Raw genomic sequence first — 23,344 nt, 5'->3', positions numbered from 1 at the left:
CGACATCGCGCCGGAGCTAGTTGGCGGCCGCTCTAGCCTCGAATTCCTTCGCCTCCACTGCGGGCCATTCGGCTTCCGCTTTCGCAATGACAGGCGCCGGGTTGGCATCGAAGTCTTCCTCCAGGCCCTCCTTTCCGGAGAACAGGAAGAGCTTGCCATTGACGATGCGGAAGGCTTTCGGGTCAAGGTTCGCGGATGCCTCCTTAACTGACATTCCCCCGGTGCAGAAGCCGCCGAACTGAGGGGCATAGCGCACCGGCTCGGAAACAAAGGCATCCCGGTGTTGGACGCTGGCGAAGTACCACGTCGCCCCGAGCCACTTCCTCGAGATCTTGGGCGAACCCATCGTCGCGCGACCGTCGGTGAAATATGCTACCGGATCATAACCCAGGATGGCGACATTGCCGAAGTATCCGGTGTTCACTCCGTCGCCGGCGTGGGATCCACCGGTGCCGAAGAGGAGGAGGGAGGCGGCGGCTACTCCCGCGCAAAGCAAACTGTCAAACGTTCTGGAACGGTTCTCTGTCATGTTCTCCTCCAGTAGCCTTTCTCGATGTCAGTTGCCGAGGGCGATGCACACCTTGTACGACGACCCCATCGTTTCCTTGGGTTGGCACTTCGCGCCGTGCTTCTTGAGCAAAACCATCACGTCGGTGCTCTGATAGAATGTCGCGCGGCTGAGAGGCGTGTACCCGTATTCCTGGATTGCCTCGACCTGTGCGCCGTGCGAGATCAACAGCTCCGCGATGGCCGTCTGGTTCTCTTCTGCTGCCACATGCAGCGGCGTGATCTTGTGCGTGCTCAACGCGTCGACCTCGGCCCCGTGGTCGAGCAGCAATTTTGCGATGTCCAGGCTTCCTGAGTAGGCTGCCGCATGTAGCGCGGTGAAGCCGCGATCGTTGCGGGCTTCGATGTCCGCCTTGGCCCCGATCAACGCAATGGCGACCTCGGTCTTGCCGGCAAGCGCCGCATCGATCAGCGGGGTCTGACGGCTCTCGTCGCGATCGTTCACATTGGCGCCTTGTGCCAGGAGTTCGGCAACCTTTCCGGCGTCGCCCTCCCGAGCAGCGTCGTTGAGCGGCCCGGCCGTCACCGCACCGACGGCAAAACAAGAAAGGAAAGCAACGACCAGAGCCCGACTGACAAGCCGAAGCCAACCGGTTTCGAAAAGCCTGACCCTGATCGGGAAGGCCCTCGGCAGCAACAATCGCCTGTAGACCGTCATCGTCTAACCCTCCGGGCGCGCTCGCCCGCGGATGGACGTGTATGAGATCAGTCTAATACATTTGGCGCAGCGGAGCCATAGGGTGTCCGGGTTATGCGCGAGTCGAAGTCGCGCGAGGCGCCCTGTGTCACCCCCGGCAGCGGGTTATCCGGGCACCAGCACCACGACCGCTAGAATGGCCATCAGCAGGCAGGCGGCCATGCCGATCATATCGTGCTGCCGGAAGCGCCAGACGGCGTGGCGAGCATTAGGACGCCGATGACGGCGATTTAGAGTGGAACGAGGTTCATCCTTTAAAAGGGCAGCCCACCAGCCTTGCGCTTGTGCGTAGGCGCGAAGTTTAGTGTCAGCTTCTTGATGGGCGCGCTGGCAGCGTCGCTTGGGGAGAACCTGTGTTTTCCGTAGAAAAAGGCGATGTCGAATTGACCCTCCTTCGCGAAAAAGGGGGCCGAATGTCTGGAATGGGTCAAACCCGGGCGCCGCCTAACCCAGGCAATGTCCGCTTATGCGCCTTTAGTTACCCTTCCGTGAAGAGCTTCGTACGCCTGCCGGCGCCCGAAACTCTTATATGGGATGGTCAACTACAAACGGCGTCACGTCGACATTGTCATGTACCTCCGCGGCAATCCGTAGATCCATTCGATGGGTCCGTTTGCGTGACGCGGTTCGCGAACGAACCCAGTCCACCTTATATTCGGTCAGGGCGCATGCACCTGTTCCATGATCCCGCTTGCGGCGGATTCGGACCCAAGAGACGAAACCATTCTTCAGCGGCGGCTGTTTGAGGCCATGAGTTTCGTCGGTTCGTCTACCGAGGATCTGCCAGGCCTGATCGGTCCTGGAGATTGTTAGAATCGATTGGCGTCTACGCTGATGGTTTCGTCAGGAGAGCTCCTTCTATAACGACTCCGGCGTTCACGTATTTCCACAGCGCAACAAGCAGTTTCCGAGCGAGGGCGATGATCGCCGTCTTCTTGTACCGGCCACCATTCTGGATGACTCGCGCCCTGAACCACTGGCTGAGTGCGGAATTGGGTTGATGGCGCACCCAGAGCCACGCAACCTGGACAAGCGTCGACCGGAGCCTAGGATTGCCGGACTTCGAGACTCCCTGCTCGCAATTAATCTGCCCACTTTGCCAGGGCGTTGGCACCAAACCAGCGTAGGCGGCAACCTGTCGTCGATTGTCAAATTTGCGCGACAATCCCTCAGACCACAGGACGGCCGCGAACTCCGGACCTATTCCCTTGAGGCTGAGCAGCAGGGCCGGTGTTGGCTCATCTGCCGCGACGAGCAAGGCGTCGCGTGCCTCTTCAACATCCTTGATCTGCTGGATCAGCAACTCGATGCGATCAAGCTCGCGGCTGATCTGCGCCATGAGCGCTGGCGGCAGTGGACGCCCATCTCCGGTAATGAGCGCGTCGAGGCATCTGCGTCGATCACCTTTCAACGGTTCGTATCCGGACACACCTTGGCTGAACAAAAGGCCCTTTATCCTGTTGACGTGCCTGATCCGCTCGTTCGTCAGCGCCTTCCGCTCCCGCACCAACCGGCGACGGTCTTCCTCCTCCGGCGTTGGCACTCGCAACATCGCGCAAACCCGAGGCTCGCCGCGGTTGTAGGCCAACAACGCTCGAACCAGTGCTTACTATCTCATGCGCGCTGGCCGAACGGCGCTGGTGCCATATTTCAGGCCGGGCGATCCGGCGGTCGCCGGGGCCATCAAGGGATTGGCCGGCAAATATACGTCGGTCCTGCTGGCCAACCATGGGCCGGTCGTGACCGGCAAGGACCTTGAGGGCGCCGTCTTTGCGATCGAGGAACTCGAGGAAACAGCAAAGCTGTACCTTCTGCTGCGCGGTCTCAACCCGCGATATCTATCTGCGGAGCAAGTCGAGGATCTGGCCAGGCAATTCCCGCTCCCGGGCCCTGAGCGCACGACCACCATTAAACAAGGCAGTTTCGTCTGGAGCGGGGTGGTCCAAAACACATTGACAGATTGTAGACAATCTGCAATTTTGAAGATGGAACAAGGAAACAAATAATGCTCTCGCAGGACCTGAGTACCGAGCATTTCCGGCAATCGATGCGGCGCGTGGCGTCGACGGTCTGCGTGATCTCGTGCAGGCACGACGGGCGCCGATATGGCATTACCGTCACGTCGGTCACGCCGCTCAGCTTCGCTCCCATTTCAATCCTTGCCTGCGTCAACCGCAACTCGTCGATCAACATGCCTCTCAAGGAAGAGGGGCATTACTGCATCAACGTGCTTCGAGCCTCACAGGCCGACATCTCCAACTCTTTCAGTGGCGGACGGCCAGCCGAGACGCGATTCGACATCGGCGAGTGGACCGAAAAGGAAGGCGTCCCCTACCTGCCAAGCGCGCAGGCGAACCTGTTCTGCGAGATGGATCGGGCGATCTCCTATGCTACGCACGACATCATCATCGGGCGGGTCGAAGGGGTGGCATTCGCCTCCGATGTCGACCCGCTGATCTATCAGAACGGCGCCTACGCGCTGACTTCACCCATGGTCCTGCAGAAGGCTGGATAGGATTGTTAGCCAACGTCGACAGCCGTCGCCGAGGGATCTTAGGAGCAAATGAATGCAGCTTGGTCTTTTTAACCTGATGACGCTTCGCGATCATCCCGACGGTGCCCAGGGCGTCATGCGCGATACGCGCAAGATGGTGGAGACTGCCGATGAGCTCGGTTTCGATGTCGCGTGGTTCGCCGAACACCATTTCGCCAACTATTCGAGTTCGCCGTCGCCGCTGATGATGTGCTCCTACGCGGCGGGGTGGACCAAAAAGATCAAGCTTGGCCCGGGCGTTATCGTGCTGCCGCTCTACAATCCGCTTCGTCTCGCCCAAGAGATCGCGGTCGCCGACACGCAGACCGAGGGTCGTCTGATCATCGGGCTGGGTACGGGCTATCAGCGCTATGAGTTCGACCGCTACAACGTCGTGCTGGACGATCGGGTCGGCGTCTTCCTCGAGTATTGGGACGTCATCGAAAAGGCGCTTGTCGATGGCGAGGTAGAGTACAAGGGAAAGTACATTTCCCTCCCCAAGACCCATTTCGCGATCAGCACCCAGCAGAAGCCCCTTCCGCCGATCTTTGTGACCTCCTCCCACCCCAAGCTCCTCGAGCGCTTCAAGGAGTGGAAGGCGGTTCCGTTCCTTGCAGCCAGCACGCTCGGATCGCCGGTGCTCTACAAGATGGTCGATGGGCTCAACGACGCCTGGAAGACGATCGGCGAGCAGCTTTCGACCAAGCCGTTGGCGATCATGCAATACCTGGCCATAACCGACAGCCGCCGCGAAGCCTTGGAAGTGGCGGAGCGGGCCAGGTACGTGGGGCGTATGGCGCATTATCTTCGCCAGGCCTCACCGCCGCTGGACGACAACAGCTTTATCAGCAACCGGGCGTTCGAAGGCGAGTACACGCTCGACCAATATGCGGACAACATGGTGGTAGGCGATCCGCACGCCGTTGCCGAGAAGATGGTCGCGGACATCAAACGTCTCAATCCAAGCAACTACACCTGCAACTTCTCCTTCGGCTGCATGCCAATCGAGTTGGCGCATCGCTCGATCGTTCGATTCAAGAACGAAGTCGTGCCGCTGATCGAGAAGGAAGTGGGACCTATCGAAGCTCTCGGCGTGACGCCCGGACTGGCGAGAAAGGCGAGTTGAGCGGCCTCAATTGCTCAGCCAACAAACTACTTGGTCTGCATCAAGAAAAGGGGAATGAAATGAAAATGGTTATAAGGGCTCTGCTGGCTACGGCGGTCGCCACATTCACGCTGGCTGGTCAGGCGCATGCCGACTCCGCGCTCGACACGATCATCAAGAACAAAAAGCTGCGTTGTGGCATCATGCTGGACAGTCCGCCTGCCGGCTTCCGCGACTCGAACAACGAGCCCGACGGCTATGACGTGACGTACTGCAAGGACATGGCAAAGGCGCTTGGCGCAGAGCCGGAAATCATCGAGACGCCTTCGCCGGATCGTATCCCGGCGCTGGTTTCGAACCGCATCGACGTCCTTATCGCCTCGACTACGCCGACCCCGGCACGTGCCTTGACCGTGGCGTTCACCCAGCCATACACCAACAACGTCATGGCAGTCGTGACCCGCAAGGACACCGGCATCGCCAAATACTCCGACCTGGCATCCAAGAAGCTTGGCGGTGTCGTTGGCACCACGCCTGAGCAACTCTTCAAGGATGAGCTGGGCAAGGGCTGGCAGGGCACGGGTGCGACCTACACCGGCTTTGCGAGCGATGCGGAAACCTTCCTGGCTCTGCAGCAGGGCAAGATCGACGCCATCGTGATCAATGTCGCCGTCTTCAACTCGCTATCGCAAAGTGGTCAGTTCCCGGAGTTCGTGATGGCCGGACTTGCCCCCCTCGCCGACTTCGGATCGATTGCGGTCAAACGTGACGACCAGCAATTCCTCAACTGGGCGCGCGTTTTCGTGTTCACTCAGGTTTCGAATGGGCGTTGGGCCGAGGTCTATCACAAGTACTACGGGAACGGTCCGCTGCCGCCGCTGACAGCTGAAGGCATAAACTTCTAACCATTGAGCTCATGCCGGCAGGAAAACCCTGCCGGCATGAACATGGGATGATTGGCATGAACGGCTATCAGTTCTACTGGTCCATAGTCTGGGATTCACTGCCCCTGCTGCTGGCCGGAGCTTGGGTGACGATCCAGATCACCATTCTCGCCTTCATTATCGGCACGCTCATTGCGATGCCCATGGCTGTCGCGCGCCAGCAGGGCGAGGGATGGGCCTACCGGTTTTCGACCTGGTGGGTGGAGCTGTCGCGCAACACGCCTGCTGTCTTTCAGCTCTATCTGTTTTATTTCGGGCTGGGCGCCTTCCACATCAACATCCCGAGCTACGCAGCCGTCCTCATCTCCGTTTCCTTCAACAACGCCGGATACATGACTGAAATCTTCAGGGGTGGCCTCAACGCCATCCCGCGACAGCAGCTGTCGGCTTCGCGCTCACTCGGCATGACCAGCCCGCAGAGCTTCATCCATGTGATCTTTCCACAGATGTTCAAGGTGATCTTCCTCGCCTATGTCACTCAAGGCATCTGGGGAATGCTGAACACCTCGCTTGGCATGCTGGTCGGACTGCAGGAGCTCTCGGGCGCCACGCAGTACGCGCAGTCCGCATCCTTCCGGACATTCGAGTTCTTTCTGGTCACGGCGCTGATCTATTACCTCATCGCCAAAGGGCTGCAGTTCTCGTCCCACCTGGCCTTCCGCCTCATATACAGGAGCTAGGCGTGCAGTTTCAGTTCGCAAACCAAGGCCTCGCCTGGTCGGATGCTTATTTCCTGGCTCAGGGGCTGCTCAACACCGTCAGGCTGGCCGCCGCAGCAACCCTTGTCGGCACCCTTGCCGGGATCGTCCTTGGCTGGTTGCGCACCGTGTCAATGACCGTGAGGATCGCCACGGCCCCCTTCATCGACATCCTGCGCAGCGTGCCGATGATCATCCAGCTGATACTCGCCAACAGCCTTCTATCGATCCTGGGCTTCGGCACTTCACCCTTTTGGTTCGGTACCGTCGCACTTGGTGCCTGGATGTCGGCAGTAACTGCCGAGGTGGTCCGGGCGAGCCTGCTCTCAGTCCCGGTTCAATACCGCAAGAGCGCTCGCTCGCTCGGCATGAACGGCTACCAGGAGCTCTTGTACATATCCATGCCCCTGGCATTCAGGACGGGTCTGGCTCCGTGGATCGGGCTCGTCCTCAGCCTGATCAAGGACAGCGCTCTCGCAGGCGTGGTCGGCTACATCGAATATATGCGTTCCACCCAGATACTCATCACCAGGACACATGAGACCTGGCTGCTGCTGATGGGTGCGGGGCTTTTCTATTTCCTTATCTGCTATCCTGTTTCCCGGTACAGCCGGCACCTCGAAAGAAAGGTCCGCGTATGATCCGCATCAGCAACGTCCAGAAGGCCTTCGGATCGGTGATCGTGCTCAAGGGCATCGATCTCACGGTCGAAAAGGGCGAACTCGTCTGCCTCATTGGCGCAAGCGGGTCGGGAAAATCTACGCTCCTGCAATGCATCAACGGGCTCGAACCGATCCAGGGTGGCGAGATCCTCGTAGACGGCATCAGCGTCCACGATCCGAAGACGGATATCAACAAGCTGCGCAGCAAGCTGGGCATCGTCTTCCAGCAGTACAACGCCTTCCCGCACCTCACGGCGCTGGAAAATGTCGCGCTGGCACCCCGGGTGGTCTCAAAGCGAAGCCGCGCTGTGGCGCGCGCACTTGCGCAGAAGCACCTCGAGCATGTGGGGCTGGGCGACAAGGGCGACAGCTTGCCGTCTCAGCTCTCAGGCGGCCAGCAGCAGCGTCTCGCCATCGCCCGAGCGCTTGCAATGGAGCCGAGCTACATGCTCTTCGACGAGGTCACCTCCGCCCTGGATCCCGAACTTGTCGGCGAAGTGCTTGAGACCATGCGCCTCCTGAAGAGCGAAGGCATGACGATGGTGGTTGTCACGCACGACATCAATTTCGCTCGGGAATCGGCGGACCGCGTGGCCTTTCTCTGCCAGGGCGAAGTCTGCGAAATCGGCACGGCCGAAGAGGTGATCGACAATCCCCGCAAAGAACAGACACAGAAGTTCCTGCGGCGCGAGAATCGTAAGCCTATTGAAATCGTCAGAAGCTCAGTCGCCTAGCGAATTCCATCCAAACGCAGCATCGAAGGGTAACTCATGATCTCGTTCAATCTCACGGGAAAGGCGGCGCTTGTCACCGGGGGCGCGTCGGGCATCGGCCTCGAAACCGCGCGCATGATGGCCAAGGCAGGCGCCAAGGTCGCAATCAACTATCTACCGGCCGACCAGAGGGGCGAGGCTGCTCTCGCTGGGCTCCAAAGAGAGGGGCTCGACGTCATCGGTGCTCCAGGCGATGTCGGCGACGCCGGGCAGGCCAAGGCAATGGTGCTCGAGGCGGTGGCGAAGCTCGGCCGTCTCGATCTGCTTGTCAACAACGCGGGAATACCGGGCGTGAAGGTCCCGGTGCCGATCAACGACCTGGACAGCATAACGGAGGAGCTTTGGGCAAATCTGCTGAACGTCAACCTGATGAGCGTTTTCAGGTGCTCGAAGGCCGCGGCGCCTGCTCTCAAGGTGGCCAAAGGTTCGATCGTGAACACCGCTTCCATCGCCGGCTTCGGCGCCGTGGCCAGCACCATCGCCTATAGCGGCTCCAAGGCCGCGGTCATCAACCTGACGAAGAACCTGGCGCGTGCGCTCGCGCCCGATGTGCGGGTCAACGCGGTGGCGCCCGGCGTCGTCGAAAGTTCGTGGGCGATTGAATGGTCGGAGGAGCGTCGCCAGAGCACCCTCGCCAGCACACCTCTGAAGAAAGTCTGCACCACGGCGGATGTCGCGGAGCTTATCGTCTTCCTCGGTTTCGCCGGCGCGCTGATCACTGGTCAGACGGTGGCGATCGATGGCGGCATCTCGATCTGATCAGCACTGGAGAACGGCATGGAACTCGTGAAGCTAGTCTAAAGTCCGGCAGCATCCTGGAAGAGAAGGAAGGCTATTCGCGGATCGTCGCCCTCGACAACTGGATCTTCATGTCCCTGACCGCAGGACGCGACTACAAGACCGTGTGATGCCTAAGACGGCCGTCGAGCAGGCAAGGCAAGCGATGAAGAACGTCGAAGGCGCGCTTGAGGCGGTCGGCAGCAGCCTTGCGGATGTTGTGCGGCGACGCATCTTCATTCCGCGCCAGGAAGACGTCCCGGAAGTCATGGCCTATATGGGCGAGAAGTTCCGGGACATCTCTCCGGCAAGCTGCGTCAGCTGTGGTCCGTTGGGCGGACCTGAGTATCTCTTCGAAATAGAGCTCACTGCGTATCGTGGTGCTGGCTCCCTTCCGGCGAAGAACCTGGTGGTCTCGCTCTAACGGCAAGTCAGGCGGGACAGAACGTTTTCCACTTATTCCGTAAGGATAGCTTAGTGGCAGGCTTCTCATTAGATTATCGCATTCGTATATAGTCTACATTCCGAATGCCTGTGCAGCCGATCTCCTGCGGTCGCCTTATGAGGATCTTGATGCGACACGCGAATGAAACAGGCGCCATTCTGGCTCCCATGACGCAGATGGAAAGCACGCAGTTCGCTGCGGAGCAAATCCGGAACGCGATCATTGCCGGGCACTTCAAGCCCGGCGACCGGCTCGTCGAGCAACAGCTTACCGACATGTTGAACGTCTCCCGGCATCCGGTCCGGGAAGCATTGCGCCTGCTTGCTCGCGAGGGGTTCGTCGAGATCAAGCGGAACAAGGGAGCATCTGTCAGGGCGGTGGACGCAGACAGCGTCATCGAAGTCTACAATATCCGGATGGCCCTAGGAAAAATTGCCCTGGACCATCTGCTCGCGGAACCAGGTCGCCTAGCTTCGGTTGACCTCAAGCGTCTCGAAAAATTGGCTGAGAATGCCGTCAAGTTTGCTAACCTCGATAGCCAGGTCGAGACCGTTCGCAACGATCTTGAGTTCCAGCAAGCGATCATTGACGCGACGGGATTGCAGCGGACCATCCGCTACTTTTCCGAGCTGACCGCAGATGTGAGGCGCTTCAACCATCAGTTGGGCGTTGTCTATACAGACCGAAAGGGCGACGCCGAGAAGTATGTCGTCAAGCTACTCGAAAGCTTGCGCGACGGAGATCTCCGCACTGCGCATGAGATCTGGCAAGCCAAGTTCTCGAAGGCTCTCGAGCGCTACCTTTCGCTGATTGCCGACAGTGAATCAGATGGGGCGAGCCGCAACAGCGTGAAGACCGGTCGACCCTCACGTCGGTAGCAAGGGACGGCCTCGCACGAAGCATCTTCGCGCGTTGATTGTCCTCCCGATTTCGGCATCTAGGTCATGATGCGGCTCGGGCTTGATCGCCAACATGCACGCGCTTTTGCTTAAACAATGTTGCACCTGATTTCACTAGCAGAATCGACGCAGACGCGTCATTGTGCAATGAATATTGCGAAAGAGTGCAACATGAAACCGACCGCTGAAGCGCCGCGTGACTATGAAGAGCTCATCCGGCTCATCCACGACCGCTACGACGAAATGAGCAAATCCTACCAGAAGATCGCGCTCTATCTCACCCAGAATCCTAACGACGTTGCTGTCAGGTCGGTGAATGCAATTGGGGATAGCAGCGGAGTGCATGCCTCAAGCTTCGTGCGCTTTTCGCAGGGGCGCGGATATGAAGGCTACAAGGAACTACAGGCTCGCTTTCAGAAGCGCCTGTCGACCGCCGCGCCCGGCTTCGAGGCTCGTATCAAGGCGCTGGAAGGCGAATTGGGAGCGCGAACTGATCGTAGCGAAGTCGGATTCATGCGCGACCTCGTGGTTCGCGACATTGCCTCGCTTCAGGACATGCTGACACAGATACCACCCGAGGATCTGGCCAAGGCAGTGACCCTTCTCGAAAAGGCCGACGCGATCTACCTGATCGGGCAGTTGCGATCGACGCCTGTGGTCGAACTTCTCCGCTATATCTTGACGATGCTGGGCAAACGTTGCGTGCTGCTTGATCCCGGCGGCGGACTTGCTACGCATATGGCGCGCATGATCCGCAAGACCGATGTCTTGTTTGCCGTGTCCTTTCGCTTCTACGCCAATGAAGTGGTCAATGTCGTGGAAGAGGCCGCTCGCAGCGAAGTTCCGATAATTGCTATTTCCGACAGCACGCTGTCTCCGCTAGCCAAGAACGCCAGTGTTCTCTTCGCCGTACCGGAGCATGAATATACCTTTTCCCGTTCGCTTGCCGCCCCAATGTGCCTCGCCCAGGCGCTGACGGTTGCACTCGCGGCGCGACTGCAGAACAACGCTGTCAGTCCGCGCATACCCACCGTCACCGGGCAGTAGCGGTTCCCCGACAACAACCCGGGCGTTCCGCGTCCTTGGCATTCCGGTTGCGAACCAAGCGCGCCAGGTGCAGTCGAGCCTGGATGTCGCAATAGAAATTGCGCGTTTCGCACAATGCAAAGATTTCATTGTCGCATCGTTGACACATCGTTCATTGCGGAATATTTATATCTTGCAATTTTCGTTGCAGCCTATCCTTAAACCGGTTCGGGGGTGCCCCGTGCCGTCGTGAAGGGGGGCGAACTGAGTATTCCATGGGAGGAAACTATGAAGCGACTTCTGACCGCATTTCTGACGGCAACCGCTATGGCAAGCGCCTTGGCGGCGGCACATGCTCAAGATGCCAAGAAAGTGTTCTTTTTACTGCCGAATACCACGACAATTCGCTTCACAAGCCGGGACGCGCCGTTCTTTGTCGCGGCAATGAAGGAGAAGGCGCCGAACGCTCAGGTGACCGTGCAGAATGGCGAGGGGGATCCGGCGCGGCAGCAGCGGCTGGTCGAAGACGCCATCACCCAAGGCGCCAGCGTGATCGTGCTCGCGGCGACGGACGCAAACCTCGCCGCTGGCAGTCTTAAGGCGGCAGCTGATGCGAAGGTGCCGGTGGTCCTTTATGATCACGACGCGGTCGGCGGCAAGGCCGAAGCGCACGTCGTCTTCGACTCATTGTCAGTTGGCCAAGCCCAAGGCAAGCGCGCCGCCGAGCTGATCAGCGCAATGAAGAAGTCGCCGGTCAAGGTTGCGCGCGTGAAGGGTAATGAGGGCGAATACGGTACAGGCCAGTATGAAAAGGGCCAGAACGAATTCCTTCAGCCGTTGATCGATTCCGGCAAGGTGAAGGTCGTCTGCGAGCAGTACACGCAGAACTGGGATCCGGCGCTGGCTCAATCTTTCGCCGAAGACTGCCTGACCCGCAATGGCGGTGATGTCGATGTCTTCCTCGGCATGAATGACGGTACCACCGGAGGCTCGGTTGCCGCTCTGATCAGCCAGGGGGCCAAGCCTGGCGACAAGCTGGTGACCGGCGGACAGGACGCGACCGTTGAAGCGTTGCGGTACGTCGCACAGGGATGGCAGGACAACTCCGTGCTCAAGGATCTCAAGGTTGAAGCGACCTATGCGGCGGACGTCGTGGCTTCGATCCTGAATGGCAAAGGAGTGCCAAAGGATCTGATCAACGGCAAAGTGAACAACAAGTTCATGGATGTGCCGGCTGTCTTCCTGCCGGTGAAGAACATCACCTTGGATAATCTCTCGGACGTCGTCACCGCCGGCGTCTGGACCTGGCCAGAAATCTGCAAGGGCATCGAAGACACCGAAGTCTGCAAGAAGAACAACAAATAGCGAGATCGACCGAAGGACAGCGGCGCTCGCTGTCCTTCGGTCACCTGATGGGAGGAGCCTGATGGTCAAAGCGGCAGCAACCCGCGGCGGCGCCGATGTTCGTGCGGCGCATAAATCCACGCCGCTAATTTCGATGCGCAATATCCGTAAGTCGTTCGGGTCGGTCCATGCTCTTCAGGGGGCTTCGGTGGACGTCCACGCCGGCGAGGTGGTCGCCCTGGTCGGCGACAACGGCGCCGGCAAGTCCACGCTCGTCAAGATCATGGCGGGCGTCTTCGGCTTCGACTCTGGAGAGTACACCATCGAAGGCCAACCGGCGAAAATCGGCAATCCTGCCGACGCCACTGCCCTTGGGATCCAGACCGTCTATCAGGATCTAGCGCTCTGCAACAATCTGGACGCCGTGCAGAACCTGTTTCTCGGGCGCGAGCTGACCGGTCCGACATGGTTCGGCCGACGGATCCGGCGTGCGGAGTGCGAAGTTCGTGCCCGCGAGGTGCTGACGCGCATGCGACTCGGCCAGCTGTCACTGACGCGTCCTGTCGGAGCAATGTCTGGCGGCCAGCGACAGAACATAGCCATCGCACGTTCCATTCTGTGGACGCCGAAGGTCGTCATATTCGACGAGCCGACAGCCGCACTCAGCCACTCCGCAGCCGAACAGGTCTCGGCCCTGGTCCGCACGTTGGCCGACGAAGGGCTCGGCATAGTCGTGGTTAGCCACGACATCCACAATTTCGTCGTCAACGCCACCGACCGCATAGAGGTCATGCGCCTGGGCGCGAACGTCGCGAGTTTTAAATCGAGTGAAGTGACAGGCGAGCAAGTGGTCAACGCGATGGTCGGTGGCAACGAGGCAGTCAACCTCGCTGGCTGAGCCCCGCGGGGCGAAAAGTATCAGAAGGATACGTCAAGAATGGCAAACTCGGCCGCCGCTTCCGGTGACGTCAAACGCCGCACCATCGGCGAAGTGCTCAACAGCGACATGCGTGCGCTGCCCGTCATAATCGGGCTGGTGGCGCTGTGGGTGTTCTTCGCGCTCCAGAGCAATGTCTTCCTGACACCGCAGAACCTGTCGAACCTGCTCGTCCAGAGCACGGTTGTGGGCATCATGGCGATCGGTCTGATGTTCGTGCTGCTGGTCAAGGAAATCGACTTGTCGGTCGCAGCGATCAACGGCGTGACATCGGTCCTGATGGCCAAGCTGGTTGTCGACTACGGCGTTTCGCCCTGGCTGGCGGTGACGGTCGCAATCATAATGGGTGCTGCTATCGGCAGCTTTTCGGCGCGCTGGGTCACGTTTGTCGGCGTACCGTCCTTCGTGGTGACGCTGGGGCTCGGACTGGCTCTCAATGGCTTGCAACTCGTGCTTTTGCCTCCGACCGCCCGCTACGGTTTGATGGGAACCGGTATCGACAAGATTGCAGAGACTAAGATTTCGGGGATCACGTCATGGAGCGCGCTGGCGATTGGGCTCGTCGCGTTTGCCGCTCTGGTCCTGTCGGGCATTGCCCGCAGAAAGCGCGCCGGTCTGGAAGCTTCCCTGTTCAGCCGATTTGTGCTGCCGCTCGGCGCGGCCGCGATTTTTGGCGCCATCGTCGTGATGATCCTCAACGCACATCAGGGCATACCAGTCGTGGTTTTGATCTTTGCGATCCTGCTCGGGATAGGCGGGTATATCCTCAAGGAAACCCGGTTCGGCCTCTATCTTTATGCGGTCGGCAACAATGACGAGGCTGCGCGACGGGCCGGCGTCAAGGTTGCGCGCATCAAGATGGCGGCCTTCGCTATTGCCGGCGCTATCGCTGCGCTGGCTGGCGTACTGGGCGCGTCGCGGGCACTAGGCGTTGGCGTCTTCTCCGGTGGCGGAGTAGGGGGCGGCACGCTGCTGCTGGAATCAATTGCCGCCACCGTCATCGGCGGCGTCAGCCTGTTCGGCGGCCGCGGCTCCATTCACGCGGCCCTGTTGGGCGCGCTTGTTATCGGAACAGTCCAGAACGGGCTCAACCTGATGGGCGTCGAGAACTACGTTCGCCTCATCGTGACGGGACTGCTTCTCGTGCTGGCGGTATCGATCGACAAGCTGATCGAAAAGGCCATGGGTCAGCAGAATTTCTGATTTGCTTCAAACCCACTCTGAACGACCGAATTCGATACCTTGGCGGTCGTTCAGTTTCGAAGGTTCGATGACGCGATCTGACCCGAAGCAGACTCGCAGGTGAAGCAGGGCATAGCCGCTTCGCGCCCAAATATAGCCGTTGAGGTCCGTTTGTGCGTCACCTGAAAGCGGACATCCTTATCGGGTCGCAGGACGCCCGCGCCAGTAGCTGACATCTGCGTCAGATATTCTCCGGCGTGACGATTTCAAAAGGTATGGATCGCTGAAGGGTGGCAAATGGTGCTTGCGGTCCAATGACATCGATCATCGTTTGGACAAGAAGGGCCGAGGTCGATTCGAGCGGGTGGCAAAGAGCTGCAGTGATCAGGCCCTCAGACAGTCCCTTTCGAGTTTCGGGTCCAATGTCACGGCATACTACTTTGATACCGGACCGCCGCTCAGGAGACACCTCCCTCAAGGCACGAAGTACACCAGTTATTCCGCCGCCGACGATCAGAATTCCGACAAGATCGTCAGTCGATTTCAGAAGCTCAGTCACCATTCGATAGGCCTCACTGGCTTCCTCGTGGGTCGGACGGCTTTCCTCTACCGCTAGCCGTGGAGCGTGCTCGCGCAAATAGGAACGGAAACTGGCGTCTGACACATCCTGGCATTGATACCGGTGGTTGCCTATGAAAACCGCTATACGACCCGGGCCGTGAGTGGTTTGGGTAATCAGGAAGGCTGCAGTGCGCCCCAGTTTCCAGTTGTCGGTGCCTACATATGCGGCCCTTTCCGGCGCGGACTGATCCGTGATGTAGGAGACAACCGGTTTGCCCATCTCCTTCAGCGAACGGATGGCCTGGCCAATGATGGGATGATCTGCCGCGACCACCGCAACGGCGTCGCATGAATCGCCCAGCGCAATCAGACGGCTCGCGATTGTCTCCGGCGTCAGCAGATCCACGAAGTCGACTATTGGATCGATGACCTCGTCGCGACGCTCGCGACAGGCGGCAATAATCTTCTTCCCGAACAATTGGTAGAGATCACGGGTCGACTGCTGAAGCAGGAAGCCCAATCGGTAGTGTGGAGATATTTTACGAGCCCGATCATCAATGGCTCCGATTCCGTAAAACCCAATTTCCTCCGCTGCGCTTTGTACTCGTTGGACGGTCTTCGGGCGTACTGAAACGGTGCCACTTAGAATTCGATTCACGGTCGCCACCGAAACGCCTGCCGCAGTAGCGAGATCGTGGATTGTCGGTCGCCTCATGAGCTCCATCCCATCTATATCATCATGACTGATATTAAATGATACAAATGTCGCTTTGATACTATTTTCGCCTTCTAGAAATATCAAGCCTCCGATATGAATGCCACCCAATTGAGGGCCGATGTTTTGACGAGCCCAGTTGGGAATAGCTCCGCAGGGAGGCGCTGTTACGATGGATGACCTTCAGTATGGAACGCGCGATAAACGCGGTAACTGGGCTCCGCATCGCCGGGCCGAGCCGGCGCCGATGTGGCATCGTCCGTTCAATGCAAAGAAGGTGGTGGCGTGGATTCCTGAATTTCTTTGGCCGTGGAACGCCTTTCATATTGCCACGTCGATTATTTGGGTGAACTTCCTTATCCCAAGCTGGCAGAGCCTCGCGACCTTGTCAGTTCTCAACTACTTCTGGCTATACGGCCTAAACGCCGCCGGCATATTCTTCTTCTACGGCTTCTTCGAGCTGCGCTATTACTTCCAGCGCAAGCAACAGAACCGCTTCAAATATAATCCAAAATTCCCTTCGGACGCGCCGTCTGACGTGTTTTGGTTTCAAAGCCAGAACATCGACAATTTCACCCGCTCGTTTTTCGCCACGATACCACTATGGACAGTGGTCGAGATCGTGATGCTGTGGGTCTATGCAAACAGCTGGGCGGTCTGGCTGCCATGGACGACGAATTGGCTTTACCTCTCGTTCCTGGTGCTTATCGCGCCGGCCGTGCATGAGGTCTATTTCTTCTTCCTTCACCGGGCAATCCATTGGCCGCCGCTCTACAAATGGGTGCATTCGGTCCACCATAACTCGATCAATCCAAGTCCCTGGTCGTCGCTGTCGATGCACCCAGTCGAAGGCTTCCTCTATCATGCCGAAGCCTGGCTGCACCTGTTGATCCCATCCAACCCGGTCTGCGCCTACTTCACGCTGCACGGAGCGGGATTTGGGGCAGTGAACGGTCATCTCGGTTTCGAGACATTCGAAATCACCGACAAGTTTAAGCTCGATAGCCATTCCTACGTGCACTACCTGCACCACAAGTATTTCGAGGTGAATTACGGCGGCGATGGGCTGGTACCCCTCGATAAGCTGTTCGGAACTTGGCACGACGGCAGCAAGGAAGCCGACGAGGCCATGAAGGCCCGCTTCCGCAAGAAGAAGGAAAAAATGCGGAGCCAGCAGGAAGGCAGCAGCGATCCCGCATCTGGAATGCCGGCGGAATGATGAACCAATCGCTGTTTCGACTGTGCCCGTGAGGAGCGGGCCCGGGACAGCCAGAATTTTAGTTGAAAAGCCCCAAGGGGCAAATGGGAGGAAGACTATGAATCTTTTCAAGACGCTTGTGTCGACAGCGGTGCTAATCGGGTTCAGTACCGGCGCGACGCTCGCCGCCAATATCTTCGTCATCGGCGGCAAACCGGACGATCCGTTCTGGTCGATCGTCAAGCGAGGCGCCGAAGACGCTGGCAAAGTTGTCGAGGCCCAGGGTGGCAAGGTCACTTGGCTCGGGCCGCAGAACTATGACAATCTGGGCGTCGACGCCGCTGAGCTGATCCGCCAAGCCATCGACCAGAAAGCCGATGCCATTGTCGGTCCGGACTGGGTGCCAGAAGCAATGGATCCTGCGTTCAAGGCCGTCAAGGATGCCGGCATTCCCCTGGTCATCTACAATGCTGGCGGGTTGAAGGCGGCCGATCGCCTCGGCGCGCTGAACTACGTCGGCTCTGACGACTACAAGGGTGGCGTCGCGGGCGGCGAGTACCTGGCCAAAGCCGGCAGCAAGAAAGGTGTCTGCATTAACACCCTCCCGGGTGCCGCCAACATCGAAGCTTATTGTGGTGGCTTCAAAGAGGGAATGAAGAATGGCGGCGGCGAGGCCGACGTGTTGCCCTTGCCCGCCACGTCGTTCGGTTCAGCTACAGCTGTTGCGCAGGCTGTGAAGGCCTATTTGTTGCAGCACTCGGACGTGACCGCCGTGTTCACCATCGGTAACGTTGACGCCAACTCCGCCATGAACGGCCTCACCCAGGCCGGAAAAAGTGATAAGGTTCGTCTCTGCGGCATCAACTTCGACGAGACGATCCTGAACAACATCAAGGATGGCAAACAGGCCTGCGCGATTGATCAGCAGGGCTACCTGCAGGGCTACCTCGCCGTGGCGATCCTGAACGGCAATGTAAACTACGGCCTCACGGTGCCCACTCGTGAGATCCTGACTGGACCCGGCATCATCGACAAGGCTTCCGTAGATGCCACCATCGCTGGTGTGAAAGCCGGGACGCGATAGCCCCTTTGTTCAGTGCCGCCCTCGCATGGAGCGGGGGCGGCCATTCCATCTCCCTGCGGCGGCCTCATCGTGGCTGGCCGCCGGCTCGCGGATTACCCAATGGCACATCCCGTGACTTCCACATCGATCCAGGCGGCGGACCCCATGCGGTCCGGACTCGCCCTCGGCCGGCTGGCGCGTCGACCAGAGTCGGGCTCGTTCCTCGGCCTGGTCGCGGTTCTGCTTTTCTTTGGCCTGTTCGGCGGAAGCGGCTTCCTATCGGCAGCCGGTACGGCCAGCTGGTTGAACATCGCGTCCGAGATTGGGATCATCGCCATGCCGATAGGGTTGCTGATGATCGCCGGGGAACTCGACATCTCGGTCGGCGCCGTGATCCCCGCAGCGTCGCTTACCGCTGCCATCATCTCGGGTCACTATGGGCTGCCCGACTGGCTTGGCATAACGGCCGCGCTTGGCCTCGGCCTCGCTGTCGGCCTCCTCAACGGGCTCTTCGTGACGAGAACGACCATCCCGTCACTCATAATCACAATCGGCACCATGTTCCTCACGATGGGCCTGACGCTAGGTCTCACCGTCAAGATCGCCGGCAGCACCGGCGTGTCACTGGTGCCAGACCCGCTTACCAAGGCAATCTTCGGCGACTATCTCGGGGGCATGTTCCAAGTCACGATCCTGTGGTGGGTGCTGTTCGTGATTGGCCTGTTCTGGCTGTTGCACATCTCCCCCCTGGGCAACTGGATCTATGCACTCGGTGGCGACAAGGAAAGCGCGCGCAACGTTGGCATTCCGACCAAACGGCTGACCATCGGTCTGTTCATGCTATCCGGCTTCAGTGCCGCTTTCGTCGGGGTCAGCGAGGTGATGGTCTATCAGAGCGCGCAGGTTCTGGCTGGTCAGTCCTTTATCTTCAATTCCATCATGTGTGTGGTCATTGGGGGCGTTCTGCTCACGGGTGGCTTCGGCTCGATCATTGGCATCGTGTTTGGCACGATTACCTTCTCGATAGTGAACCAGGGCATCTACTTCACCAGCCTGGATCCCAACATCGGAAGCATCATAATCGGCGCGCTTCTTTTGATCGCGGTGCTGACAAACGACACCTTCCGGCAATTGGCACTCAGCTATTCTTCGAAGAGAGGAAAGCAGCCGTGATGGACGTGATCAAATCCGTGCTGCGCCGTCCCGAAGCCGGCTCGATCCTCAGTCTTATTGGCGTGGTGCTGTTCTTCGTTCTATTCGGCGGCGCCAATCTGGGTACGCTCGTTGGAGCGGCGAGTTGGGTCAATTTCGCGGCCAATCTCGGCATCGTCGCCATTCCCGTCGGGCTGCTGATGATCTCAGGTGAACTCGACATTTCCATCGGCGCTCTGATCCCAGTTGGTTCGATGACAACTGCCATACTCACCGGTTACTACGGACTGCCAATAGGGGTAGGGATAGCTGGAGCGCTGGCAGTCGGCGTGGCGGTAGGCCTGGTCAACGGTCTGCTGACGATCCGTACCTCCGTGCCCTCACTGATCATCACGCTGGCCACGCTGGTCGCTATGCAGGGGGTGGTGCTCAGTGCTTCGGTGCTTCTGACCGGCAATGCCAGCGTTGCCCTGACCGCGCCGGACTGGGCGAAATTCCTCTTTGGACAGTTGATCGGCGGCAGTCACCAGATCATCATAATCTGGTGGGTCGCCTTCGCTGCTATCACAGGCTTCGTTCTGCACAAGACCCGTTACGGCAACTGGCTATTTGCCATGGGCGGCGACCGCGTCAGCGCCCGCAATGCCGGCATTCCGACAGACCGCGTGACCATTGCGCTGTTTGTGTTGTCCGCAGTCAGCGCCACCTTTGTCGGCATCTGTCAGGCGATCCTGTTCAATTCCGCCCAGGTCTCCGGTGGCATGAGCTTTATCTTCAACGCCATCGTGTCCGTGGTCGTGGGCGGCGTGCTGCTGACCGGTGGTTTCGGGTCGGTCGTGGGTGTCTTCGTCGGCACCATCACCTTCGCCATCGTCAGCCAGGGCATCTACTTCACCCAGATTGACCGGAACTGGTCGAACCTGATCATCGGCGTGATGCTTCTGGTGGCGGTGATGATGAACCAGTCCTTCCGCGACCTGGCTCTGTATTTCAGGCCGCGGCGCGAGCGAAGCGTGCCGCGGGAGCCAGCAAACCCATGAAAAAAGATCTGCTACCGCAGCCAAGCAATGGGCTCGCATCGATCAACGAGCATCGACCGTCAATTTCCTCGCCTATCAACGGTGTCAGGCCAGCCGGATCGCAGATGGGAGATGAGCCCGCCATGAACGATAAACCTGCCATTCTCGAACTGAGAAACGTCAACAAGTCCTTCGGACCAATCGACGTCCTGCACGATATTTCGCTGACGGTGCGCGCTGGCGAAGTTCTTTGTCTGCTCGGTGACAACGGCGCCGGCAAGTCGACCCTCATCAAAACGCTCGCCGGTGTCCACAAACCCACCAGCGGCCAGATACTGATGGACGGTCAGCCGGTGACCTTCTCTGGACCTCGGGAGGCCCAGGCACAAGGAATCGCCACAGTGCACCAGTTCGGCGGCACCTTCCCGCTGATGAGCATCGGGCGGTCCTTCTTCGTCGGCGTAGAGCCGACCAAAGGCTGGGGACCGTTCAAGATCTACGACCGCAAGCTCGCCAACGAAATCGCGGTGAAAGCGGTACGCGATTTCGGAATCACCCGCATCGATGACGGTGACCGCCTGGTTGGGGGACTGTCCGGCGGCGAGCGCCAGTCGCTCGCCATTGCCCGTGCTGTGTATTTTGGAGCGCGCTTGCTGATCCTGGACGAACCGACCGCAGCGCTCGGCGTCAAGCAGGCCTCGCATGTGCTGCGTATCGTCAACGAGGCGAAGAGGCGCGGCCTGGCGGTGGTCTTCATCACCCATCAGGTCATGCACGCCATGGCCGTCGGCGATCATTTCGCGGTGCTGATCCGCGGCGCCATCGCCGCCGATTTCCGCAAAGGCCAAAGGTCCCGCGAGGAGATCACAGATCTGATGGCAGGCGGCGAGACCATGGCCGACCTCGAAGCCCAGGTCGAGGGTTACATGGCCGAGCATGAAGGCCATCCGCCGTCCCTCCAGGTGCTGGGGGGTCCAGCCGCTCGTTAGATTTCTTAAAGGCGCCAACCAGGCGTGGCTCCATGCCGCTGAGTTGGCCGTTGCCCGTAAATTCGGAAAAGCAAAGCAGGACAGAAATGACAATCCGCATTGCAGTGATCGGCGCCGGTTTGATGGGCGCGGATCATGCCAAGATAATTGCCGAGGAGCTGCCCGGCGCAACCCTTCAATTGGTCTGCGACATGGATGAGCAGCGCGCTCGTTCTGTTGCCGGCGCGTGTGGCGCCATCGATATTGCCACCGACCCCAAGGACGCCATCACGCGGCAAGACGTGGACGCCGTGATCATTGCGAGTCCCGATTTCACGCATGCGCCGCTCTCGATGGCCTGCATTGCCGCCGGCAAGCGCGTCCTATGCGAAAAACCCCTGTCACAAGCGTCGGCTGACTGCATCGCCGTGATGGAGGCCGAACAGAAAGCGGGGGCGAAATTCGTCCAGCTCGGCTTCATGCGGCGTTACGACCGCTCCTATCAGGAAATGAAGCAAGCGCTCGATAATGGTCATCTCGGCCGGGCGCTGATGATGCACAATTTTCACCGCAATGTTGAAACGCCTGCGGCCGACTTCACCGGCGCGATGGCTATCACCAATTCGGCCCCGCACGAATTCGATGTCGTGCGATATGTGCTCGGCACTGAATATGTCTCTATTTCCGCGTTCCAGCCGCGCCGCTCGGACGCGCGTGTCGCACCTGTCTTCATGGTGTTGGAAACCGTGGACGGGCAGCTCGTCAACATCGAGATCAACAACAACGCCGCCTATGGCTATGACGTCCGCGCCGAACTGATCGGCGAGCGCGGAGCGGTGGCAACCAACAACGTTGCCTACACCCGAACGGAGTCAGCGCTTACCCAAAGCACAAGCTACGACGCCGACTGGCGCACCCGCTATTACGATGCCTATCGCCGCCAGAACCGCGACTTCCTTCGCTTCGTCATGACTGGTGAGTTCCCCGCGACCGCCTCGGACTGTTGGGACGGCTACTGCGCCGCCGTCGTTGCCGAGGCCGGCGTGGTAGCGCTGAAGGAAGCCCGTCGTACGCCTGTGCAGATGATTGCAAAGCCGGAGTTCTACGCGTGAAGCTGGGTTTCGTTTCAGACAGTCTCGGCAATCTGCCGTTCGAGGCGGTGCTCAATCATGCCCAGCGCATGGGGGTGTCCGGCATCGAGGTGAACACTTGCGGCTGGTCGACCGCCCCGCATTTCCGGCTTTCGTCCATGCTGGGTAACAGGGAAGCGCAGAAGCGGTTTGCTGCAGCCTTCGAGGAACGCGGCCTGGAGATCATCAGCCTCAACGCAAACGGCAATCCGCTGCACCCGACCGATCCGGCCCAAGGCCAAGGATTGAAAGACACGATCCGCGTCGCCGGAGAGATGGGCATTCGCACCGTCTGCACCATGAGCGGTCTGCCGGCTGGCAGCGCTGGCGACAGCATGCCGAACTGGGTCGTCTCGTCTTGGCCGCCGGAAACGCAGACCATCCTTAGATATCAATGGGAAGATAAGCTGATACCCTTCTGGACCGAGATCGCGGCGCTGGCGAAGGAAAACGGTGTCGATCGCATCGCGCTCGAACTCCACGGCAATCAGTGCGTATACAACGTGCCCTCGCTCCTGAAACTGCGGGAAGCGGTCGGACCTGTCCTAGGCGCCAATCTCGACCCCTCGCACCTGTTCTGGATGGGCGCTGATCCTCTCGCTGCCGCCGACGCGCTAGGCGAGGCCGTCTATCACGTTCACGCCAAGGATACGATGCTCAACCGGCCGGTTCAGGCAACGACCTCGCTGCTTGAGAATGGGAGCCTGATGAACATTCCGGCACGGTCCTGGAGCTACATTACACTTGGGTTCGGGCACGGCGAGGAGTGGTGGCGGCAGTTCTGCTACCGACTCAAGATGGCTGGCTATGACGGCTGGCTTTCCATCGAGCACGAAGACGTCCTTCTGAATTCGCTGGAGGGACTCGAGAAGTCCGTCGCGCTGCTCCAGGGCGTGATGCCGTCCGCTCCCGCAGACTTCAAACCGCAAGATATCTGAGGAGAGAATCA

At 59.3% G+C, this 23,344-nt stretch carries 23 protein-coding genes and 2 pseudogenes; 21 read left to right on the top strand and 4 right to left on the bottom strand.

Annotation, left to right across the window (positions count from 1 at the left end; genetic code table 11):
* Positions 1–16: 16 nt before the first annotated feature.
* From NKJ20_RS00255 to NKJ20_RS00245, 3 genes and pseudogenes are all read right to left on the bottom strand, one after another.
* Positions 17–529 carry a YHS domain-containing (seleno)protein gene (locus NKJ20_RS00255; protein ID WP_352741920.1) on the bottom strand — a complete coding sequence of 171 codons (513 nt, stop codon included), beginning with the start codon at positions 527–529 and terminating at the stop codon, positions 17–19.
* A 27-nt stretch (positions 530–556) separates the two neighbouring features.
* Positions 557–1,093 carry an ankyrin repeat domain-containing protein gene (locus tag NKJ20_RS00250; RefSeq protein ID WP_352663153.1) on the bottom strand — a complete coding sequence of 179 codons (537 nt, stop codon included), beginning with the start codon at positions 1,091–1,093 and terminating at the stop codon, positions 557–559.
* A 997-nt stretch (positions 1,094–2,090) separates the two neighbouring features.
* Positions 2,091–2,870: pseudogene (locus NKJ20_RS00245) on the bottom strand (IS110 family RNA-guided transposase); the annotation flags it as partial.
* Between NKJ20_RS00245 and NKJ20_RS00240 the strand changes: the two are divergent.
* The 14 genes and pseudogenes from NKJ20_RS00240 to NKJ20_RS00175 all read left to right on the top strand — a co-directional run.
* Positions 2,866–3,159 (top strand): annotated as a pseudogene (locus NKJ20_RS00240) (class II aldolase/adducin family protein); the annotation flags it as partial. The pseudogenes NKJ20_RS00245 and NKJ20_RS00240 sit on opposite strands and share 5 nt — an antisense overlap.
* 110 nt (positions 3,160–3,269) lie before the next feature.
* Positions 3,270–3,779 (top strand): flavin reductase family protein, encoded by a 510-nt coding sequence (locus NKJ20_RS00235; protein ID WP_352741918.1) that lies wholly within the window; start codon positions 3,270–3,272, stop codon positions 3,777–3,779.
* Positions 3,780–3,831: 52 nt separating this feature from the next.
* Complete coding sequence (locus NKJ20_RS00230; RefSeq protein ID WP_352741916.1) at positions 3,832–4,923, top strand: LLM class flavin-dependent oxidoreductase; 1,092 nt, start codon at positions 3,832–3,834, stop codon at positions 4,921–4,923.
* Positions 4,920–5,807 carry an ABC transporter substrate-binding protein gene (locus NKJ20_RS00225; protein WP_352741914.1) on the top strand — a complete coding sequence of 296 codons (888 nt, stop codon included), beginning with the start codon at positions 4,920–4,922 and terminating at the stop codon, positions 5,805–5,807. Before NKJ20_RS00230 ends, NKJ20_RS00225 begins: the two co-directional genes overlap by 4 nt.
* A gap of 56 nt (positions 5,808–5,863) precedes the next feature.
* Positions 5,864–6,526: an amino acid ABC transporter permease gene (locus NKJ20_RS00220; protein WP_352494528.1), complete on the top strand. Its 663-nt coding sequence runs from the start codon at positions 5,864–5,866 to the stop codon at positions 6,524–6,526.
* 2 nt (positions 6,527–6,528) lie between these two features.
* On the top strand, positions 6,529–7,185 hold the full coding sequence (locus NKJ20_RS00215) for an amino acid ABC transporter permease (RefSeq protein WP_023718647.1): 657 nt from the start codon (positions 6,529–6,531) through the stop codon (positions 7,183–7,185).
* On the top strand, positions 7,182–7,940 hold the full coding sequence (locus tag NKJ20_RS00210; protein ID WP_352589348.1) for an amino acid ABC transporter ATP-binding protein: 759 nt from the start codon (positions 7,182–7,184) through the stop codon (positions 7,938–7,940). Before NKJ20_RS00215 ends, NKJ20_RS00210 begins: the two co-directional genes overlap by 4 nt.
* A 36-nt stretch (positions 7,941–7,976) precedes the next feature.
* The gene (locus NKJ20_RS00205) at positions 7,977–8,738 is read left to right on the top strand and encodes an SDR family NAD(P)-dependent oxidoreductase (protein WP_352741912.1); all 762 of its coding nucleotides are present in this window, start codon (positions 7,977–7,979) and stop codon (positions 8,736–8,738) included.
* Between the two features lie 184 nt (positions 8,739–8,922).
* Positions 8,923–9,180, top strand: a complete 258-nt coding sequence (locus tag NKJ20_RS00200; RefSeq protein ID WP_352741910.1) for a Rid family hydrolase — start codon at positions 8,923–8,925, stop codon at positions 9,178–9,180.
* Positions 9,181–9,329: 149 nt separating this feature from the next.
* Positions 9,330–10,079, top strand: coding sequence for a GntR family transcriptional regulator (locus NKJ20_RS00195; protein ID WP_051409654.1), 750 nt, complete (start codon positions 9,330–9,332; stop codon positions 10,077–10,079).
* 117 nt (positions 10,080–10,196) lie between these two features.
* Positions 10,197–11,147, top strand: coding sequence for a MurR/RpiR family transcriptional regulator (locus NKJ20_RS00190; protein ID WP_352741909.1), 951 nt, complete (start codon positions 10,197–10,199; stop codon positions 11,145–11,147).
* A gap of 267 nt (positions 11,148–11,414) precedes the next feature.
* Positions 11,415–12,491 (top strand): ABC transporter substrate-binding protein, encoded by a 1,077-nt coding sequence (locus NKJ20_RS00185; RefSeq protein ID WP_352741907.1) that lies wholly within the window; start codon positions 11,415–11,417, stop codon positions 12,489–12,491.
* 61 nt (positions 12,492–12,552) lie between these two features.
* Positions 12,553–13,368 (top strand): ATP-binding cassette domain-containing protein, encoded by an 816-nt coding sequence (locus NKJ20_RS00180; RefSeq protein ID WP_023718640.1) that lies wholly within the window; start codon positions 12,553–12,555, stop codon positions 13,366–13,368.
* 39 nt (positions 13,369–13,407) lie between these two features.
* The gene (locus NKJ20_RS00175; protein WP_352741905.1) at positions 13,408–14,610 is read left to right on the top strand and encodes a sugar ABC transporter permease; all 1,203 of its coding nucleotides are present in this window, start codon (positions 13,408–13,410) and stop codon (positions 14,608–14,610) included.
* Between the two features lie 220 nt (positions 14,611–14,830).
* Here NKJ20_RS00175 and NKJ20_RS00170 read toward each other — a convergent pair whose 3' ends face one another.
* A complete protein-coding gene (locus NKJ20_RS00170; protein ID WP_352704986.1) occupies positions 14,831–15,865 on the bottom strand; it encodes a LacI family DNA-binding transcriptional regulator in 1,035 nt (344 codons plus the stop codon).
* A 172-nt stretch (positions 15,866–16,037) separates the two neighbouring features.
* On the opposite strand from NKJ20_RS00170, the gene NKJ20_RS00165 reads away from it, so the two are divergent.
* From NKJ20_RS00165 to NKJ20_RS00135, 7 genes are all read left to right on the top strand, one after another.
* Complete coding sequence (locus NKJ20_RS00165; protein ID WP_352741903.1) at positions 16,038–17,084, top strand: sterol desaturase family protein; 1,047 nt, start codon at positions 16,038–16,040, stop codon at positions 17,082–17,084.
* Positions 17,085–17,181: 97 nt separating this feature from the next.
* Entirely contained in the window at positions 17,182–18,147 is a 966-nt protein-coding gene (locus NKJ20_RS00160) for a sugar ABC transporter substrate-binding protein (RefSeq protein WP_352741901.1), read from the top strand.
* A 144-nt stretch (positions 18,148–18,291) separates the two neighbouring features.
* Entirely contained in the window at positions 18,292–19,299 is a 1,008-nt protein-coding gene (locus NKJ20_RS00155) for an ABC transporter permease (protein ID WP_352742226.1), read from the top strand.
* Complete coding sequence (locus tag NKJ20_RS00150) at positions 19,299–20,318, top strand: ABC transporter permease (protein ID WP_352742224.1); 1,020 nt, start codon at positions 19,299–19,301, stop codon at positions 20,316–20,318. Before NKJ20_RS00155 ends, NKJ20_RS00150 begins: the two co-directional genes overlap by 1 nt.
* Before the next feature lie 122 nt (positions 20,319–20,440).
* Positions 20,441–21,286, top strand: a complete 846-nt coding sequence (locus tag NKJ20_RS00145) for an ATP-binding cassette domain-containing protein (RefSeq protein WP_352741899.1) — start codon at positions 20,441–20,443, stop codon at positions 21,284–21,286.
* 86 nt (positions 21,287–21,372) lie between these two features.
* A complete protein-coding gene (locus NKJ20_RS00140; RefSeq protein WP_352741897.1) occupies positions 21,373–22,377 on the top strand; it encodes a Gfo/Idh/MocA family oxidoreductase in 1,005 nt (334 codons plus the stop codon).
* Positions 22,374–23,333 (top strand): sugar phosphate isomerase/epimerase family protein, encoded by a 960-nt coding sequence (locus NKJ20_RS00135; protein WP_352741895.1) that lies wholly within the window; start codon positions 22,374–22,376, stop codon positions 23,331–23,333. The genes NKJ20_RS00140 and NKJ20_RS00135 overlap by 4 nt, the downstream gene beginning before the upstream one ends.
* The last annotated feature ends 11 nt before the right edge of the window (positions 23,334–23,344 follow it).

The organism is Mesorhizobium sp. M0185 (assembly GCF_040322175.1).
In the GTDB taxonomy this organism is placed as follows: Bacteria; Pseudomonadota; Alphaproteobacteria; order Rhizobiales; family Rhizobiaceae; genus Mesorhizobium.
Note: the sequence above shows the minus strand (reverse complement) of the source record. Positions and strands in the feature narration are given on the sequence as shown.

Bases quoted from the DNA above. Each gene is read 5' to 3' on its own strand.
- NKJ20_RS00185 (WP_352741907.1), top strand. From the start codon at position 11,415: ATGAAGCGACTTCTGACCGCATTTCTGACGGCAACCGCTATGGCAAGC.
- NKJ20_RS00205 (WP_352741912.1), top strand. From the start codon at position 7,977: ATGATCTCGTTCAATCTCACGGGAAAGGCGGCGCTTGTCACCGGGGGC.
- NKJ20_RS00140 (WP_352741897.1), top strand. From the start codon at position 21,373: ATGACAATCCGCATTGCAGTGATCGGCGCCGGTTTGATGGGCGCGGAT.
- NKJ20_RS00180 (WP_023718640.1), top strand. From the start codon at position 12,553: ATGGTCAAAGCGGCAGCAACCCGCGGCGGCGCCGATGTTCGTGCGGCG.
- NKJ20_RS00255 (WP_352741920.1), bottom strand. From the start codon at position 529: ATGACAGAGAACCGTTCCAGAACGTTTGACAGTTTGCTTTGCGCGGGA.
- NKJ20_RS00195 (WP_051409654.1), top strand. From the start codon at position 9,330: ATGCGACACGCGAATGAAACAGGCGCCATTCTGGCTCCCATGACGCAG.
- NKJ20_RS00170 (WP_352704986.1), bottom strand. From the start codon at position 15,865: ATGAGGCGACCGACAATCCACGATCTCGCTACTGCGGCAGGCGTTTCG.
- NKJ20_RS00145 (WP_352741899.1), top strand. From the start codon at position 20,441: ATGAACGATAAACCTGCCATTCTCGAACTGAGAAACGTCAACAAGTCC.
- NKJ20_RS00155 (WP_352742226.1), top strand. From the start codon at position 18,292: ATGCGGTCCGGACTCGCCCTCGGCCGGCTGGCGCGTCGACCAGAGTCG.
- NKJ20_RS00230 (WP_352741916.1), top strand. From the start codon at position 3,832: ATGCAGCTTGGTCTTTTTAACCTGATGACGCTTCGCGATCATCCCGAC.
- NKJ20_RS00175 (WP_352741905.1), top strand. From the start codon at position 13,408: ATGGCAAACTCGGCCGCCGCTTCCGGTGACGTCAAACGCCGCACCATC.
- NKJ20_RS00165 (WP_352741903.1), top strand. From the start codon at position 16,038: ATGGATGACCTTCAGTATGGAACGCGCGATAAACGCGGTAACTGGGCT.
- NKJ20_RS00210 (WP_352589348.1), top strand. From the start codon at position 7,182: ATGATCCGCATCAGCAACGTCCAGAAGGCCTTCGGATCGGTGATCGTG.
- NKJ20_RS00160 (WP_352741901.1), top strand. From the start codon at position 17,182: ATGAATCTTTTCAAGACGCTTGTGTCGACAGCGGTGCTAATCGGGTTC.
- NKJ20_RS00235 (WP_352741918.1), top strand. From the start codon at position 3,270: ATGCTCTCGCAGGACCTGAGTACCGAGCATTTCCGGCAATCGATGCGG.
- NKJ20_RS00200 (WP_352741910.1), top strand. From the start codon at position 8,923: ATGAAGAACGTCGAAGGCGCGCTTGAGGCGGTCGGCAGCAGCCTTGCG.
- NKJ20_RS00190 (WP_352741909.1), top strand. From the start codon at position 10,197: ATGTTGCACCTGATTTCACTAGCAGAATCGACGCAGACGCGTCATTGT.
- NKJ20_RS00150 (WP_352742224.1), top strand. From the start codon at position 19,299: ATGGACGTGATCAAATCCGTGCTGCGCCGTCCCGAAGCCGGCTCGATC.
- NKJ20_RS00220 (WP_352494528.1), top strand. From the start codon at position 5,864: ATGAACGGCTATCAGTTCTACTGGTCCATAGTCTGGGATTCACTGCCC.